Here is a 16,017-nt window from a genome sequence, read left to right on the forward strand (position 1 = left end):
GCGATGGTGCAAGCGATACATCAGGGCGAACCTGGTAGCCCATCGCGAATGAATTCGCTCCCACAATACCTGTGCCAGGCTGGACCGCCCGGTGAGGCCTCTGGCCGGCAAGACGAAACGCCTTTACCGCACAATCTTGTCCACATGAATCTCCAGCTTCTTCAGCCGATACCACAGGCTGCGTTCTGATATGCCGATCAGTTGTGCGGCGGCGGCCTGGACGCCGTTGGTTTCGTTCAGGGCGGCGAGGATGTAGGCCTTTTCCACTTCTGCCAGGGCGGCGTCGAGGTTCGGCGGGATGCCTGGTCCGTCGCTGAGGATGCTGGCTGCCGAATCGTGCAGCGGTTTGGCGCCGAACAGGTAAGCGGGCAGGTCCGACTCTTCGATGGTGGTGCCGGAGGCGACGATGGTGGCGCGTTCGACGCAGTTCTGCAGTTCGCGGATGTTGCCCGGCCACGAGTAACCGGCCATCGCCAGCAACGCATCCGGGCTGAAACCGGTGATGCGCTTGCCTGCCGTGGCGCCGAGCACGTGGGCGAAGTGACGGGCCAGCGCCGGAATGTCTTCGACCCGCTCGCGCAAGGCAGGCAGGGGGATCGGGAACACGTTGAGGCGGTAATACAGGTCTTCGCGGAATTCCTTGCGCGCGACCGCTTCCAGCAGGTTCTTGTTGGTCGCGGCGATCACCCGCACATCGACCTTGCGCTCGCGCGGATCGCCCACCGGCTCGATCACCCGTTCCTGTAAGGCGCGCAGGATCTTGGCTTGCAAGGCCAGCGGCATGTCGCCCACTTCGTCGAGAAACAGGGTGCCCTTGTCGGCTTGTTGAAAGCGTCCGATCCGGTCGGAGACAGCGCCGGTGAAGGCGCCTTTCTTGTGACCGAACATCTCGCTTTCCAGCAGCCCTTCGGGAATCGCTGCGCAGTTCACCGCCACGAACGGCTTGTCCGCGCGGTTGCCGTGCTTGTGAATGGCACGAGCGACCATTTCCTTGCCGGTGCCGCTTTCGCCGGTCAGCAGAATCGTCGCACTGCTCTCACGCACCGAATCCACGGCCTGCAGCACACGCCGGAACGCCGGGCTTTCGCCCACCAGGCTGTCGATCTGCTGATGCTCGTCCAGCTCGGCGCGCAAGCGCTGGTTGTCCCGCAGGATGTCGCCGAACTGCAGCGCCTTGTGTACGGTGATGTCCAGTTCGTCGATGTCGAACGGCTTGCTGATGTAGTCGTAGGCGCCGTTGCGCATCGACTGCACCGCGTTCTTGACCGTGCTGTAAGCGGTCATGACGATCACCGGCAGATGCGGGAAGCGCTGTTTGATTTCGGCCAACAGTTGCGGGCCGTCCATGCCGGGCATGCGCCAGTCGCTGATGACCAGGTCGATTTCCTCACGCTCCAGTACCGTCAAGGCATGCAGCCCGTTTCCGGCAGTGAACACGTGAATGCCGTCCTGGCCAAGGGCCGAGGCCAGCAGGTCGCACAGCTTGGGTTCGTCGTCGACCACCAGCACGTTATGGCTCATGCCTGTTCTCCTTCATCGGCCGGCAGGTACAGATTGAATGTCGCGCCGGCGCCGTGTTCGCTGATGCATTCCACACGGCCGTCGTGGTTCTCCATGATCGAAAACACCTTGGCCAGACCCAGCCCGGTGCCGGATGCCTTGGTGGTCACGAACGGGTTGAAAATGCGCTCGATGACCTCCGGATCGACGCCGTGACCGGTGTCGCTGACGCTGATGCAGGTGGTCGGCGGCTCGTCGACAGTCTGGACATGGGCGATGGACAGGGTCAACCGGCCACCGCCGGGCATGGCGTCGATGGCATTGAGGATCAGGTTCAGGCAGGCCTGGGTCAGTTGGCGGGCGTCGGCGTAGACCGTGGCGCCCGGCGCCTGTTCGTCGATCACCGCTTCGACGTTCTGCGTCGACAGTTCCGGCGCGCAGAAGCCGAGCACGTCTTCGAGCAGGGCGCGTGCCGATTGGGTCGAGCGGATCGGTGCGCTGGGCTTGGCGAAGTCGAGGAACTCGGTGATCAGGTCGTTGATGCGCGTCACTTCGGAAATCACGTATTCGAGATGGCGCATGTCGGCTTCCGGCAGGCTGGCGCGGCGGTGCAGCAATTGCGTGGCGGTCTTGATGATGCCCAGCGGATTGCGGATTTCGTGGGCCAGCCCCATCGCGACCTCGCCCAGCGTGTGCAACCGGTCGCGTCGGCGCAGTTGCGCTTCCAGATGCTGCAGCTCGCGCAGGCGTTCGGTCATGTGGTTGAAGGTCACGCTCAACTCGGCGAGCTCGTCGCCGCCGATGACTTCGACCTGGCGATGATAGTCGCCGGCAGTCACGGCTCGCACGCCTTCGCGCAGGCCGCGCAGCGGGCGGGTCAGGTGCTGGGAAACCAGCGAGCCGACGCCCAGCGACAGCGCCGAGCCCACCAGGAAGATCGCCAGGAACAGGTTGGTCTGATTGATCAGCCCCACCAGCGAGGAATGACGCAGCAGGCCGCTGAAAATCACCCCCTGCAACTCGCCGTTGTCATTGAAGATCGGCGAATACAGGCCGCTGTAGCGCTGGGTGGACTGCTCGCTGGGTTCCTTGGTGGTGCGCAGGATGTTCTCGACGCGCGCCGGCACTTGCGGCGGGTGATCCTCGAAACGCTGGGTGGAAAACACTTCGCCGAAGCCGTCGTTGTTGCTCAGGTAAAGGCGCAGGTCCAGCGAATGCACATCGGCCACGCTGGTGAGGAAGCTGCTGTCCAGGTAGGTAGCAATCACCAGCACGTAATCGACGCCCCCCTGAATCGTATGGAACGTCGAGACCACGGTGCCCACGGCGCTGCCGCCCTCGTGAATGGTCTGCAACACGGCCTTGGGCGCCAGGCTGATCTGGCTGACGATGTCGTCGGCGGCGGTGGAGAACACCACTTTATGGTCGTCATTGCGAATCAGCGCCACCACGTCGATGCCCATGGCGTCGGCGACGTCGGCGATCAGCTTGTCGCGCTGGGTGTCCGACTCCACGTTCGGTCGCGCATAGGCCTCGAACAACTGTGCCACGCGCGCGTTGTTGTGCATGATCTCGGTGGTTTCGTCGATGACGATCTTGGTCGATTCCTGCAACCAGATACGTACGTTGCTTTCAAAGATCTGCGACAGCGTCGAGGCCGCCAGTTCGGCGGCGATCATGGTCGGGATCACGCTGACCAGCCAGAACGCCAGGACCAGCTTGCGTTGTACGCTCCAGCGCGAGAAGGAAAACAGTGAGCGGACGGAGCGTTCCGGAAATTCAGTCATCGATGCTCGCTTAGTGCCGCAGCCACGGCGGGATCGGATCGGTCGGGACGGATAACCCGCTTGAGCAGTCCGAGCAGTGCGTTCAGTAACCGGTTGCGGTGACGAAAGAACAACAGGTTGGGCTCGAACCGGCAGCCAAAACGGATCTTGCTCGCATAACCGGCCTGGCCGGCTTCGTACAGCGGAATGCGATTGTGGATGCAGTACTCGACATTGGCCAGCCAGCTGCGCGCATAAAGGTTGTGCGCCCGGGTGCGATCCGGGTCGTGGGCGAAAATCTTGTCGATCAGGCGTTGTTCGTTCAGCAGCATGAGGTTGAACGCCACCAGGCGATTGTCGATCCAGTACAGCACGCACACGGCGCGTTCGCCGAGCTGCTCCAGGATACCGGTGAAGTAGCCGGGGCCCAGCCGCTCGAATTGTAGATCACTGCGGGCGAGCGTCGCGTCATAGAGCTGCATGATGTCCGGCAGCACGTCATCGATCTGTCGTCGCCATTCGATCCGCGGGGCCGGGCCGCGCATGGTCCGGCGCAGGTCCTTGCGGGTGGACTTGCCCAGCGAGCCCAGGTAGGCGTCGACCGACGGGTAGGTCACCGGCAGCAAGGCACTGGGCAGTCCCGGCATCGACTGTAGCCCGGCAGCGTGACAGGTTTGTGCCCACAGCTGCTCTTCGGAGGGCGCATCCTTTACCGCCAAAAGGCCGATGCCAAGGCGGTCGGCATCGTGCCGTGCCCTGTGCAACAAGTGATTGAACACTTCCTGGCGGCGGTGAGCGGGGACATGGCTGGCGGTCCCGGCATTGCAGCGCTCGGCCACCGGCGAGCCGACTGCATACAGCTGCAACTGGAAAATGCCGGGCCACAACCGCGCCAGACGTTCGGTGACGCGCTTGCCGACGCCCTGCAGCGTGGTGTCCAGGCTGTAGCGAGTGACGAACGCCGGGGCGACGCCCAACAGCAACGGGCCGTCGAACACCGCCAGATAGCGCCAGTCGAAACGCTCGATGCCGGCCTGTTCGACCGCGAGGTAAAAATCCCAATCCTCCAGTTGCCCGGGAAAACAATCATTCCACTCGTCACGCCCGATGGACCGGATGCTGGAAAAGGCATGCGTCGTGATCATGGTTCAAGCCAGTTGAGGGTGATCGTCGTTGGCGAGCAGGTCGTCTTGCAGCACCGGTTCGTCCATCGGCACCTGCGGCTGCAGGCCAGCCTGCACGCGGGTTTCGATGAACGATGCACTCAGGTCGATGACCTGCCGGTATTCCAGATCCACCGTGATCATGTGATAGCAGTTGTCGAGCAACACCTTGACCACCGGCCCGCCCAGATGCCGCTCGACGTAATCGGCGTTCCAGCGGCTGGTGATGTCATCCTCCAGCGAGTGCAGCACCAGTGCCGGCGTGGTCACTTTCGGCATGTCGCGCTTGACCACGGCGATCAGCCGGTGCAACTCGCGCACGCTGATACCGGACATGGTCAGCAGGCCGGCATTGCTGCTTTCACCGTCCTTCATCTGCTTCTCGACGATGGCACGCAGACGCGGGTTCTTGATGCCGTAAGGCGGCTTTTCGTTGAACCGGCAAATGTGTACGCCGAACGGCACCATCATGTAGAGATGAGTGAACTTGGCGGCGAACGGCATGTTCCAGCCGTCGTAGCGCAGGGTCGTCGAATACAGCAACAGCCCGGCGATCTCGCCGGGATGCTGCGCCGCCATGTGCATCGACATCACGGCCCCCATCGACAGGCCGCCGACGAACACTTGAGCGTGTCGCTGACGAATGCCGACGAAGGTGCGACGGGCACTTTCGTACCAGTCGCTCCAGCGGGTGCGCTGCAGGTCGCTGTTGTCACCGCAGTGGCCGGCCAGGGTCGGCACGTACACCGTGCAGCCCCGGTCCGTCAGGCCTTGGGCGACCCGACGCAATTCGGTCGGGGTGCCCGTCAGGCCGTGGATCAACAGAACCCCCACGGCGCCGTTGCCGAGTATGAACCCGGCATCGCCTTCGCCCATGTCGATCGCGATTTGCGAGGGCGCTGGACTCATCGCTTCATGGCCCGGTGCAGCAGACGGTCGAGCAGGGCGATGCCCAGATCGATCTCCGGATAGCTGATCTCCAGCGAAGGTGCCAGGGTGATCACGTTCTTGTAGTAACCGCCGACGTCGAGCACCAGGCCCAGGCGTTTGCCGTCGATCTCGATGTCGCCTTTCATGCCTTCTTCGACCATGAAATCCAGGGTCGCCTTGTCCGGTGTGAAGCCGTCCGGTTTGCAGATTTCCGCGCGCAGGGCCAGGCCCAGGCCGTCGACGTCACCGATGATCGGGTAGCGCTTCTGCAAGTCGCGCAGGCCTTCAAGGAAATACTTGCCCTTGTTCATGACCATCGAGCCGTAGTCGGTTTCCGAGGTCATCTTGAACATTTCCAGGCCCACGGCCGTGCCCAGCGGGTTGGAGGCAAAGGTGGAGTGGGTCGAACCTGGCGGGAAGATTTTCGGGTTGATCAGCTCTTCACGGGCCCAGATGCCGCCCAGCGGGTTGAGGCCGTTGGTCAGTGCCTTGCCGAACACGATCACGTCGGGTTTGACGTCGAAGTGCTCGATCGACCACAGCTTGCCGGTGCGGTAGAAGCCCATCTGGATTTCATCGACCACCATCAGAATGCCGTGCTGGTCGAGCACATGCTTGAGTTCGCTGTAGAAGTTCATCGGCGGAATCACGTAGCCGCCGGTGCCCTGGATCGGCTCGACATAAAACGCGGCGTACTCGCTCTGGCCGACTTTCGGGTCCCACACGCCGTTGTATTCGGTCTCGAACAGACGGGCGAACTGCTGCACGCAGTAGCTGCCGTACTCTTCCTTGGTCATGCCTTTCGGGCCGCGGAAGTGATATGGGAACGGAATGAACTGCGCGCGCTCGCCGAAGTGGCCGTAGCGGCGGCGGTAGCGGTAGCTGGAGGTGATCGACGAGGCGCCGAGGGTGCGACCGTGGTAACCGCCTTCGAAGGCGAACATCAGGCTCTTGCCGTTGCTGGCGTTGCGCACCACTTTCAGCGAGTCCTCGATGGACTGCGAACCGCCGACGTTGAAGTGTACGCGGCCGTCGAGGCCGAACTTGTTCTTGGCGTCCACGGCGATGGTTTCCGCCAGTTCGATCTTGCCTTTGTGCAGGTACTGGCTGGCGATCTGCGGCAGGGTGTCGATCTGTTGCTTCAGGGCATTGTTCAGACGCGGGTTGGCGTAGCCGAAGTTCACTGCCGAGTACCACATCTGCAGGTCGAGGTAGGCCTGATCGCTGGTGTCGTAGACGTACGAGCCTTCGCAGCGGCTGAAAATGCGCGGTGGGTCGATGTAATGGACGGTGTCGCCAAACGAGCAATATTTGGCTTCTTTTTCCAGAAGGATCTGGTCTTCGGCAGTAGCGATGCGGATATCAGACATGGTGGAAGCGTTCCTGAGATTCGGAAGAAAGATGAACAACGGGGGCCGGCAGGCTGTGGGGCAGCTGGGCCAGCAAAGCGGGGAGTTCGGCGAAGCTGTCGAAGCGGGCGAACGGGATGCCGTTGCGCTCGCAGTGTTCGGCCAGGCGGCCCTTGGCGAACACGAAGTCGGCGGCGCCGGCGACACACATGTCGGACTTGCCGTCACCGATCACCAGCACGCGGCGGTCACCGGGCGTGGACTTGCATTTGCAGTTGCCCGAGGCTGCGCGGCAGGCGTCGCTGGCATGGGGAAACACGATGCGCCAGGCGGTCTGATCGACCTGATGCAGGCGGTTGGCAATGATCGGCAACAGCGGCACCTGATGGCGGGAAAGAATCCGCGCGATGCCCTGTTCGAGGCCGTCGCTGACCACGTCCAACGTGGCACCCAGGCCCAGCACGTGGTCGACGAAAGCGGGAAAGTCGGGGTCGATGCTGACGCTGTCGAAGTAAGCCAGTAATTGCGCGGGGGTGGCCTTGACCAGTGCGAGCTGGCGGCTGAGGCATTCACGCGAGCCGATGCGGCCGCTGAGCCATTCGTCTTCGATATCTGCCCAGCTCGGGTCGGCGAAGCGCTCGAGAATGTTGTCGATCACGTCGGTCGGGGTGATCGTCCCGTCGAAATCACACACGATATGCCAATGCATCATCTGCGTTTGCCTGTCTTGTCCAAGGAGTGAGCCGGGCGAGCGGGTCGCCGGGTGGCTCGTGACAGGGCAGGAGCAGGGACTGTGCCAAGGCGCTGAAAGCCCGCTGGCAGTGGGCTTTGGCAGGTATCGATGGGGAAGCGAGGGCCGCGAAGCTACAATTTTTGTAGCTTGCTACAAACAACATCAGTGCTTGCGCTGGTGTGGCGCTCTGGGGATTGATGCGCGCATGTTTGCCGCCCCGAGGCCTCCCTCATGACTGTCCTGCCGTCCTCTTTCAAGCGCTGTCTGTGTCTGGCCGGCGTGCTCTGCGCCGCGTATTTCAGCCAGTTCTGCCATGCCGATTCGCTGACCGGCGATGTCGGTGCGGGCGTGGCGTTGCAGCCCCACGACCCCACGGGCACCCGCTATGAAACCCGTCCGATTCCTTATCTGGACCTGTCCTGGGGGCGGGTCAATCTGAGCAGCGACGATGGCTTGTCCTGGGATGCGCTGAAGGTCAACGGCTGGAGCGCCGGGCCGTTCGTCAATTACGTTCAGGGCCGTACCGCCAACGGTGCGCTGCATGGCCTGCACGACGTTTCCGACATGGGCGAGGCCGGTGGTTTCATCGAATACAGCCCTTCGGACGCCTGGCGCGTGTTCGCCGAAGTGGGCCGCACTTTCGGCGGCAGCAACGGCCAGGGCGGCGTGCTGGGACGTGTCGGCGGCGAGGTGGATTATCCACTGGGGCGAGGCATTTTCGGCGGCACGACCCTGACGGCGCATTACGCCAACGCCGAACAGGCGCAGACCTTTTACGGTGTGAGCGGCGCGGAATCACTGGCTTCAGGCATCCGGCCGTACAACGCCAGCGGCGGTTTTCAGAACCTGACCCTGACCCAGAGCGTGGCCTTCCCGCTGGCGCCGAACTGGTCGCTGATCACCAGCGCCAGCTGGATTCACCTGGTCGGATCGGCCGCCGACAGCAGCATCGTGCGTCAGCAGGGGCGGGTGAATCAGGGCGAACTGGACGTCGTGCTGGCCTGGCACTTCAAGTAAGTCGCGGGTTGGTCTGGCCCTTGCAACGAGCCGAAGCACTCATCGCATTCGAGGAAGTTCTTCATGGCTCGTCCCGTTTACCGCTGGCTCGCTTACTCACTCTGGGACATCGTCCCGATTGCCATGGCGCTGGCGCATTTTTCATTCGTGCTGTGGCTGGTCCTGGCCTTTCACAGCCTGTCGTGGTGGGCCATCGTGCCGCTGGCGCTGTTGTATGCGGTCAGCCTGTCGTGGAGCATCAACAGCATTTCGCACAACCAGATCCACAACCCGTACTTCACCCACAAGCGCATGAACCGGGCGTTCGACCTGCTGCTGTCGGTGACCATCGGTTTCTCGCAGACCATGTACCGCGACATCCACAATCGCCACCACCGCGGCAACTCCGACCGCCCCGACGCCAAGGGCGAAACCGTCGACCCGCTGTCGATCTACCGCTATGGGCACAATGGCGAGCCCGAGGCGCTGTGGCGTTACGTGTTTCTCAGCGCCTTTCGTGACGAGCCCAAGAGCTACTACGAAGAGATGAAGCGCAAACACCCGGACGACGCGCGCTGGGCCAAAGTGGAAATCTATGTGACCGTCGCGGCCTATCTGGCGCTGGCGTTCTACGATTGGCACGCGGTTCTGCTGCTGGTGCCGTTCTGGTACCTGGGGCAGTCGCTGTCGTCGCTCAATGGCTATTACGAGCACCTGGGCGGCAACCCCGACCTGCCGATTGCCTGGGGCGTGAGTTCATACAGCAAGCTGTACAACGTCATCTGGATGAACAACGGCTACCACGCCGAACACCACTACCGGCCGAAAATGCACTGGACCAAGGTCAAAGCCTTCCACAAGGAAATCCACGAGCAACAGCGGGCGATGGGCGTGAAAGAAATCCCCGTGTCCCACGGCCTGGGCTTTCTGCTGGATCACACCCAGCGCTAGTCAGGCGGCCACGGCCCGACCCAAATACGACGATCCCCCCGTAGCAGTCCGGCTTGCCGGCGGCAGCGATTTCAAAAACGCCACCGCTGGCAAGCCATGCTGCTACGGGGAGATCGTGGTACCCCGCCATACCAGGCATCGCGGCAACCTCAGGATTCACCCTCTGCCAACAACGCGATCCCGCCGATGATCACCCATACGCCCAGCCAGTGCAGGGCGCTGATGTGTTCGCCCAGACCCAACCACGACCCCAGCAACACCACCACGAACACCAGCGAACTCAGCGGAAACGCCAGCGACAGACTGCTGCGGCGCAGGATCAGCATCCAGCTCAGGAACGAGCCGATGTAACACCCGACCGCGCCCAGCACGGCAAGATTGGTGAGTGCTGCCAGCAGCCAGCCGAGACCGAACGGCAGGGCCGTCAGGTCGTCGCCGCCGACTTTCAATGCCAACTGCGCGGCGCTTTCAAAGCCGATCAACAAGGCCCACAGGCCAACGCTGGCGGCGCGGCTTTCGAGCCAGCGCCAGGCCGGTTTTTCATTCAAGGTCTGCTCACTCATGGGTGGACTCCCTGCCAAGGATGTTCGACCGATCCAGCCCGGCCCCACGCACCAGCCAGCCGATCAGCCGGGTCAGCCACGGGTTGCGGTGACGGACGTAATGGTCATTGCCCGACAGCCGGCAGCCCAGCCGCAGCTTCTCGCCATACGCCGCCTGGCTGGCCTCGAACGTCGGGATGCCGTGCTCGATGCAACGCTGCACATGGGTCAGCCAGGTGCGGTGATAGAGGTTGTGCTCGCGGGCGGCGATACCTTCGGCCGCGAACACTTTGTCGATCTGCCGCGTGTGATCGCCGAGCAACAGGTTGAAACCGATCAGGCGGTCGCCGGACCAGAACAGGTAACAAGTGGCCCGCTCGCCAAGCCGGGCCAGCACCGCGCGAAAATAGTCCGCAGTCAGCGGCTCGATCTCTTCGCCGCTGCGCGCCACAGTGTCGGCGTACAGCGCCAGCATGCGTTCGATCACGTCATCGACCTGATGTCGGCGTGCCTCGATACGCAGGTCTGACGGCGCGTTCAGCTTGCGTTTCAGGCCCTTGCGGGTGACCCGGCCGAGGCTGCCCAGATAGCCGTGCAGATCGGCGTAAGGCAGTGGCAGATGCGTTGTCGGCATCCCGGCGACACGTATGAATCCCTGCTTTGTCAGGGCGCTACGCAGCGTTCCGTGCTGTTCAGCGACATCCTTGAACAGATACAGCCAGGCGCGTGACAGCCGCGCCTCTCGCCGCACTTCATCGATCAGCCGCGGCACAAGGTCCGCCGTACGGGCCAGCCAGTCTGGCGCGCAGGCGATCGGGCAGGTTTCGGTGACGGGCGAGCCCACTGCCAGCATCGGCACCGACAGTTGGCCCAGCAGCCGTGCGGCCAGCCCGTCGAGCACCTGCTCCAGCTTGAGCCGGTGCAGATAGGCCGGTGCGACCGCGATCAAACGTTGCTGATCGCGCACGATGAAATAGCGCAGCTCGATGCCCGGCAGCCCGGCGTCTTCGATGGCGGCGAAATAGTCGTAGCCTTCCAGCGGGTCGCTGACCAGTGTCGCCCAGTCGGTCCGGCTGACTCGATGGATGCTGTGACTGACCTCGACGCTCAGCGCCAAGGTGTCGTCCAGGCTGACCGGGGCCATGCCTGTTGGAACGGATTGAATCTGTGTCATCTGCACCTCACGCGCCTGTGACGCACACCAGCATCACGCCGGCGGTCACGACCAATGTGCCGAGCCAGCGTCGACGGCTGACCGCCTCGCCGAGCACCAGCCGTCCACCCAGCACCACGCCGACGTAACTCAGGCTGGCGGCCGGAAACACCAAGCTCAACGGCGCCAGCGACAGCACCAGCAGCCAGGTGATGAACTCGATCGCGTAGGCGCCGACGCCAAACCAGAGCAGCGGAGCGCCCGCGAGCTGGACCCAGAAACTGCGCAGGCGAAAGCCGCCTTCCTGTGCCGGGAGGCGATCCAGGCCGAGCTTGAACGCCAGTTGGCCGATCACGTCGAGCAGGATCGACAACGCCGTCAGCAGCACCACCGTCAGCGTCATGGGAACAGCTCCTCGAACAGTGCGATCAAGGCCGCGTTGGTCTGCGCGTTGCGCGCAAGGTCCGCTTCGCTCCAGCGCTCGGCGGGTGGCTGATCGGATTTCGCCTCCCAGCGCTTGAGCGGATTGCTGAACGCCGGGGGCGCGAATTCGCCGCAGACATCAATGCCCAGCACACGTTTTTGCGCGGCCAGCGCCCGGATCGCTTCGAGCAGATGACTCAGGCGCATGCCGCCCTGGTCCCAATTGGTGGCTGCGTCTTCGCTGGCCAGCACGTCCTTGTCGATGGTGATCCACACTGCCTTGGTGGGCAGGCTGGCCAGCAATTGTTCAAGAAAGACCGCCCAGTCGACTTCGGCCAGGTTGTGCCAGTGCAGATAGCCATCGACCTGGCGATGGCCCGGCCCGTCGCCGATCCTGCCCCAGACCCGTGAAGGCGGATGCCGCCATGGAAACAACTGCAGATCGCCGCGCTTCAACGCACCGAGGTTGCCGCCCTTGAGCTGCGGGCTTTGCAGATCGTCGCTGCACGGCCCCAGTGTGACGACGCGTCGGACCGCAGGCAGTTTCAGCGCCCGGTTGACCCACGAACCACAGTGGCGCCTTGGTGCGAAATGCACCCAGTCGGGGTGGTTGTCGAAGTGGATCAGCGTGACCGGCTCGCGCAGCTCGCTGAGCAGGGCAGGGGTCAGGTGATGGTAGTCACCGGAGCCGACGAAAAAGATTTCCGGGCGGCTGCCCAGTGGCCGGGCCCGGTAATCCAGCTGTACGGCAAAACGCTTGTAGTTGGTTTCCGTGGACCAGAGTCGCAACTGCGGGCCGAGCGCCAGCAAATCCAGGCGGGTCGCGCGGCCGTCATGCAGCCGGTCCCTGATCGGCGCCTGCTGCGTGAGGCTGTGATCGAGATCGAGAATGTTCAAGGTTGCCTTCACCCATGAAATGCCGCCCCGGACACCGGGTTCATGGCCATGAACACCGGCCGGGCGGGCCTTTCAGGGGGATTGCAAAGGGTGGGCCAACGGCTTGAACGAGTGCTGAACGGCGTCTTTCCGTTTGTAGCAGTCCGGCTTGCCGGCGGTGACGTATTCAGAATCGCTGCCGCCAGCAAGCCGGACTGCTACGGATAGGGTCAGCCCAGCCCGTACTTTTTCACCTTGTCGAACAACGTGGTCTTGGCCATGCCCAGTTCCTGGCTGGCCTGGCTGAGATTGCCGCCACTGCGCTGCAACGCCTCGCTGAGCAGGTTGCGTTCGAACGCTTCCACCGCTTCGGAAAACCCGAGGCTCTGGCTGCTCACCGACGAGCCCGACTTCTTGAATGCCGGCAGGCCCAGCGCATAACGCTCGGCGACGTTGCGCAGTTCGCGAACGTTACCCGGCCAGTCGTGGCTCATCAGCGCCGACAGGGTCTGTGGGTCCAGTTGCGGCGGCTCGCGGTCGAAGCGTAGAGAAGACAGCTGCAGGAAATGTTCGAACAGCTGCAGGATGTCTTCGCGACGCTCGCGCAACGGCGGCAGTTCCAGGGTTACCACGTTCAGCCGGTAATACAGGTCGCTGCGGAACTGGCTGGCTTTGCTCAATTCATCGAGGTCGGACTTGGTCGCCGCGATCACCCGGCAATCCACCGCCACGCTCTGGTTGGAGCCGAGGCGCTCCAGGGTGCGTTCCTGCAACACCCGCAGCAGTTTGATCTGCAGATTGATCGGCATGCTTTCCACTTCGTCGAGGAACAGCGTGCCGTTGTGGGCGTGCTCGATCTTGCCGATGCGGCGTTTGCCGGCGCCGGTGAAGGCATTGGCTTCGTGGCCGAAGATTTCGCTTTCGAACAGGTTTTCTGGCAGGCCGCCGCAGTTCAGCGCGACGAACTGCTGGCTCTGGCGTCGACTGAAATCATGCAGGCAACGTGCGACCAGTTCCTTGCCGGTGCCGGTCTCGCCTTCGATCAGCACGTTGGCCGAGGTGTCGGCGACGTTGGCGATCAGCGCGCGCAGATTCTGCATGGCCGGCGAACGGCCGATGATCTTGCCTTCCAGCGAATCGCGCTCGGCCAGTTGGCGACGCAGCGAGGTCACTTCCCGGGCCAGCCCGCGTTGCTCCAGCGCACGGCGGGCGACTTCCACCAGACGTTCCGGCGAGAAGGGCTTTTCCATGAAGTCGTAGGCGCCGTCACGCATGGCGCCGACCGCCATCGACACGTCGCCGTGGCCGGTGATCAGCACCACCGGCAGGCTGCGGTCGCGTTCCTTCAGGCGAGTCAGCAATTGCAGGCCGTCGATGCCCGGCAGACGAATGTCGCTGATGACGATCCCGGCGAAGTTGTCGCCCACCAGATTCAACGCCTCTTCGGCGCTGCCCACGCCCTGGCTGTGAATGTCTTCAAGGGCCAGCGCCTGCTGGCAGCCGAGCAGCACATGGGGATCGTCTTCGACGATAAGGACGGTCAATTCAGTGTTCAATTTCATCCCCTGTCGCAATGCCATTGTAGGAGTGAGCTTGCTCGCGATTGCAGTCGACCAGACACATCGGTGGTGCCTGAAAGCATTTAATCGCGAGCAAGCTCACTCCTACGGGAGGTAGGTGTAACCTCGGGCTCATATTTTGGGTTCTCCACCTTCCAACAACGGCAAAATCAACACAAACATCGTGCCCCCTTCCACCGGGTCTTCGGCATTCAGGCTGCCACCGGCCGCCGCCGCGAGGCTGGCCGACAGGGTCAGGCCCAGGCCGAGCCCCTGTTCGCCAGGCTTGGTGGTGAAAAACGGTTCGAACAGATGTTTGCGCGCTTCGGCGTCGATGCCGTGGCCGTTGTCACGCACCCGCAGGCGGTAACGGCCTTCGAACACATCGCCCTGCAGCCACAGCACCGGCAAGGGCTGCGCCTGCATGGCGTCGAGGGCGTTGCCGATCAGGTTGACCAGAATCTGCTCCAGACGGGTCTGGTCGATAGCCAGTTCGACGTCGGCAAACTGCTGATGCAGATCCAGCGCGCTGTTTTCCAGACGCCCGGCGAGCACCTGCAAGGCGGCGTCCACCGCTTTGACCAGCGATGCCTGACCCTTGTCATCGCCACGACGGGCGAAAGCACGCAGGCTGGCGGTGATGCGGCCCATGCGGTCGACCAGATCGTTGATGGTGCGCAGGTTGGTGCTGGCGGTGTCCAGCGCGCCGCGTTCGATGAAACGCACGGTGTTGCCGGACAGCGTACGCAACGCCGCCAGCGGCTGATTGAGTTCGTGGGCGATGCTGGTGGACATCTGGCCGATAGCCGCCAGTTTGCCGGCCTGGACCAGTTCGTCCTGGGCCTTGCGCAGGGTTTCCTCGGCTTGCCTCCGCTCGCGGATCTGCCCCTTGAGCCGTTCGTTGCTGGCGCGCAGATCGGCGGTGCGTTCGGTGATCCGTCGCTCCAGTTCGTTGTTGGCTTCCTGCAGGGCTTCACGGGCGGCGAGGCGGGTGGAAATCACCTTGCGCCGCTCGTTCCAGGCAATCAGCAGAAAGGCCACCAGGGCACAGGCGACCGCCACCAGCATGCCCTGATTGGCGGCTTCGCGGCGCAGGTCTTCCAGCGGCGTCAGCAGAGTCAGGTGCCAGGGTGTGTCGGCCAGATCGCGGGTCTGGGCCAGATAGCTGACCACCGTATGTTCGTGATCGACGCTGCTGTTGGCGGGGAAGGTCAGTTTCTCCACGCCGTCGGCAATCGACTCGCGCTCCAGCGGCACCAGCTCATTGAGCGGCCACCAGTAATATTGCAGGCTGCGGGCGAGGCGATCCTTGGTTTCCTGATTCAGCGGGCGTACCGACTTGAGCCGGCGTGCCGGGTCGCTGGACAGGATGATGATGCCGTTCTCGTCGCTGACGAAGGCTTCCAGACGCGCCCGTTGCCAGCGCTCTTCCAGCGCTTCCAGACGCACCTTGATCACCGCCACGCCGATGATCTTGCCTTTCTCTTCCAGGCCGTGGGCCAGGTAATAACCGGGCTCGCCGGTGGTGCTGCCAATGCCGTAGAAGCGCCCGGGCAGGCCGCGAATGGCGTCCTGATAGTAGGCGCGGAAGGACAGGTCTTCGCCCAGATAACTGTCGGCATCGCGCCAGTTACTGGTGGCCAGCACGCGACCGGTGGTGTCGAGCACATAGATAGCGCGACTGCGGCTGCGGCGGTTCAGACCTTCCAGATAATCATTGACCTTGACCCGCAATTCAGGCGACGGATCGTTGAGCAGGTCGGAAACGTTGGACTCCAGCTCCAGCACGCTGGGCAGGTAGTTGTATTTGGCGATTTCGCTTTCGACGGTGCGCGCGTGCAGTTCAAGCTGACGCTCGCCATTTTCACCCAGCGCCTTGATGCCGTTCTTTTCGCTGTACAGATAGGTGACGTAGCCCAGCGCAACCATCAGCAGGATGATCAGCGGCGGCAGAAACAGTTGGCGGATGAGACGGGGTTTCACGGCAAGTGATGGTGGCGCGGTAAGAGGGGGGTCGCATTTCATCACAGTCGTCCTGGACCGACCAGCCGCCCGTGTCATGGATAGTGAACACGG

14 protein-coding genes are annotated in these 16,017 nt (G+C 63.1%); 2 read left to right on the forward strand and 12 right to left on the reverse strand.

Annotated features, from left to right (window positions below; genetic code table 11):
• Positions 1–123: 123 nt before the first annotated feature.
• From ACIPL0_RS04960 to ACIPL0_RS04985, 6 genes are read right to left on the reverse strand one after another with little or no spacing between them, the layout of a single operon-like run.
• Positions 124–1,521: a sigma-54-dependent transcriptional regulator gene (locus ACIPL0_RS04960; RefSeq protein WP_400592889.1), complete on the reverse strand. Its 1,398-nt coding sequence runs from the start codon at positions 1,519–1,521 to the stop codon at positions 124–126.
• A complete protein-coding gene (locus ACIPL0_RS04965) occupies positions 1,518–3,287 on the reverse strand; it encodes an ATP-binding protein (RefSeq protein ID WP_400592886.1) in 1,770 nt (589 codons plus the stop codon). Before ACIPL0_RS04965 ends, ACIPL0_RS04960 begins: the two co-directional genes overlap by 4 nt.
• A complete protein-coding gene (locus ACIPL0_RS04970; protein WP_400592882.1) occupies positions 3,284–4,411 on the reverse strand; it encodes a GNAT family N-acetyltransferase in 1,128 nt (375 codons plus the stop codon). Before ACIPL0_RS04970 ends, ACIPL0_RS04965 begins: the two co-directional genes overlap by 4 nt.
• Positions 4,412–4,414: 3 nt before the next feature.
• Positions 4,415–5,338: an alpha/beta hydrolase gene (locus ACIPL0_RS04975; protein ID WP_400592879.1), complete on the reverse strand. Its 924-nt coding sequence runs from the start codon at positions 5,336–5,338 to the stop codon at positions 4,415–4,417.
• Positions 5,335–6,729, reverse strand: a complete 1,395-nt coding sequence (locus ACIPL0_RS04980; RefSeq protein WP_400592876.1) for an aspartate aminotransferase family protein — start codon at positions 6,727–6,729, stop codon at positions 5,335–5,337. The genes ACIPL0_RS04975 and ACIPL0_RS04980 overlap by 4 nt, the downstream gene beginning before the upstream one ends.
• Positions 6,722–7,420 (reverse strand): MtnX-like HAD-IB family phosphatase, encoded by a 699-nt coding sequence (locus ACIPL0_RS04985; protein WP_400592873.1) that lies wholly within the window; start codon positions 7,418–7,420, stop codon positions 6,722–6,724. The genes ACIPL0_RS04980 and ACIPL0_RS04985 overlap by 8 nt, the downstream gene beginning before the upstream one ends.
• A 252-nt stretch (positions 7,421–7,672) precedes the next feature.
• On the opposite strand from ACIPL0_RS04985, the gene ACIPL0_RS04990 reads away from it, so the two are divergent.
• Positions 7,673–8,458 carry a MipA/OmpV family protein gene (locus tag ACIPL0_RS04990; RefSeq protein WP_400592870.1) on the forward strand — a complete coding sequence of 262 codons (786 nt, stop codon included), beginning with the start codon at positions 7,673–7,675 and terminating at the stop codon, positions 8,456–8,458.
• 63 nt (positions 8,459–8,521) lie between these two features.
• Entirely contained in the window at positions 8,522–9,388 is an 867-nt protein-coding gene (locus ACIPL0_RS04995) for a fatty acid desaturase family protein (protein WP_400592867.1), read from the forward strand.
• Positions 9,389–9,537: 149 nt separating this feature from the next.
• Here ACIPL0_RS04995 and ACIPL0_RS05000 read toward each other — a convergent pair whose 3' ends face one another.
• The 6 genes from ACIPL0_RS05000 to ACIPL0_RS05025 form a co-directional block, all read right to left on the reverse strand.
• Positions 9,538–9,951, reverse strand: a complete 414-nt coding sequence (locus ACIPL0_RS05000; protein WP_400592864.1) for a transporter — start codon at positions 9,949–9,951, stop codon at positions 9,538–9,540.
• Positions 9,944–11,104, reverse strand: coding sequence for a GNAT family N-acetyltransferase (locus ACIPL0_RS05005; RefSeq protein ID WP_400592862.1), 1,161 nt, complete (start codon positions 11,102–11,104; stop codon positions 9,944–9,946). Before ACIPL0_RS05005 ends, ACIPL0_RS05000 begins: the two co-directional genes overlap by 8 nt.
• A gap of 7 nt (positions 11,105–11,111) precedes the next feature.
• Complete coding sequence (locus tag ACIPL0_RS05010; RefSeq protein WP_400592859.1) at positions 11,112–11,486, reverse strand: transporter; 375 nt, start codon at positions 11,484–11,486, stop codon at positions 11,112–11,114.
• The gene (locus tag ACIPL0_RS05015; RefSeq protein WP_400592856.1) at positions 11,483–12,403 is read right to left on the reverse strand and encodes an arginase; all 921 of its coding nucleotides are present in this window, start codon (positions 12,401–12,403) and stop codon (positions 11,483–11,485) included. Before ACIPL0_RS05015 ends, ACIPL0_RS05010 begins: the two co-directional genes overlap by 4 nt.
• Positions 12,404–12,612: 209 nt before the next feature.
• Entirely contained in the window at positions 12,613–13,944 is a 1,332-nt protein-coding gene (locus ACIPL0_RS05020) for a sigma-54-dependent transcriptional regulator (protein ID WP_400592853.1), read from the reverse strand.
• A gap of 129 nt (positions 13,945–14,073) precedes the next feature.
• A complete protein-coding gene (locus tag ACIPL0_RS05025; RefSeq protein ID WP_400592850.1) occupies positions 14,074–15,966 on the reverse strand; it encodes an ATP-binding protein in 1,893 nt (630 codons plus the stop codon).
• Positions 15,967–16,017 lie beyond the last annotated feature (51 nt).

The organism is Pseudomonas sp. NPDC090208 (genome assembly GCF_044746785.1).
Classification (GTDB): domain Bacteria; phylum Pseudomonadota; class Gammaproteobacteria; order Pseudomonadales; family Pseudomonadaceae; genus Aquipseudomonas.

Excerpts from the sequence above, each read along its gene's own strand:
- ACIPL0_RS04960 (WP_400592889.1), bottom strand. The coding sequence starts at position 1,521 with ATGAGCCATAACGTGCTGGTGGTCGACGACGAACCCAAGCTGTGCGAC.
- ACIPL0_RS04965 (WP_400592886.1), bottom strand. The coding sequence starts at position 3,287 with ATGACTGAATTTCCGGAACGCTCCGTCCGCTCACTGTTTTCCTTCTCG.
- ACIPL0_RS04970 (WP_400592882.1), bottom strand. The coding sequence starts at position 4,411 with ATGATCACGACGCATGCCTTTTCCAGCATCCGGTCCATCGGGCGTGAC.
- ACIPL0_RS04975 (WP_400592879.1), bottom strand. The coding sequence starts at position 5,338 with ATGAGTCCAGCGCCCTCGCAAATCGCGATCGACATGGGCGAAGGCGAT.
- ACIPL0_RS04980 (WP_400592876.1), bottom strand. The coding sequence starts at position 6,729 with ATGTCTGATATCCGCATCGCTACTGCCGAAGACCAGATCCTTCTGGAA.
- ACIPL0_RS04985 (WP_400592873.1), bottom strand. The coding sequence starts at position 7,420 with ATGATGCATTGGCATATCGTGTGTGATTTCGACGGGACGATCACCCCG.
- ACIPL0_RS04990 (WP_400592870.1), top strand. The coding sequence starts at position 7,673 with ATGACTGTCCTGCCGTCCTCTTTCAAGCGCTGTCTGTGTCTGGCCGGC.
- ACIPL0_RS04995 (WP_400592867.1), top strand. The coding sequence starts at position 8,522 with ATGGCTCGTCCCGTTTACCGCTGGCTCGCTTACTCACTCTGGGACATC.
- ACIPL0_RS05000 (WP_400592864.1), bottom strand. The coding sequence starts at position 9,951 with ATGAGTGAGCAGACCTTGAATGAAAAACCGGCCTGGCGCTGGCTCGAA.
- ACIPL0_RS05005 (WP_400592862.1), bottom strand. The coding sequence starts at position 11,104 with ATGACACAGATTCAATCCGTTCCAACAGGCATGGCCCCGGTCAGCCTG.
- ACIPL0_RS05010 (WP_400592859.1), bottom strand. The coding sequence starts at position 11,486 with ATGACGCTGACGGTGGTGCTGCTGACGGCGTTGTCGATCCTGCTCGAC.
- ACIPL0_RS05020 (WP_400592853.1), bottom strand. The coding sequence starts at position 13,944 with ATGAAATTGAACACTGAATTGACCGTCCTTATCGTCGAAGACGATCCC.
- ACIPL0_RS05025 (WP_400592850.1), bottom strand. The coding sequence starts at position 15,966 with ATGAAATGCGACCCCCCTCTTACCGCGCCACCATCACTTGCCGTGAAA.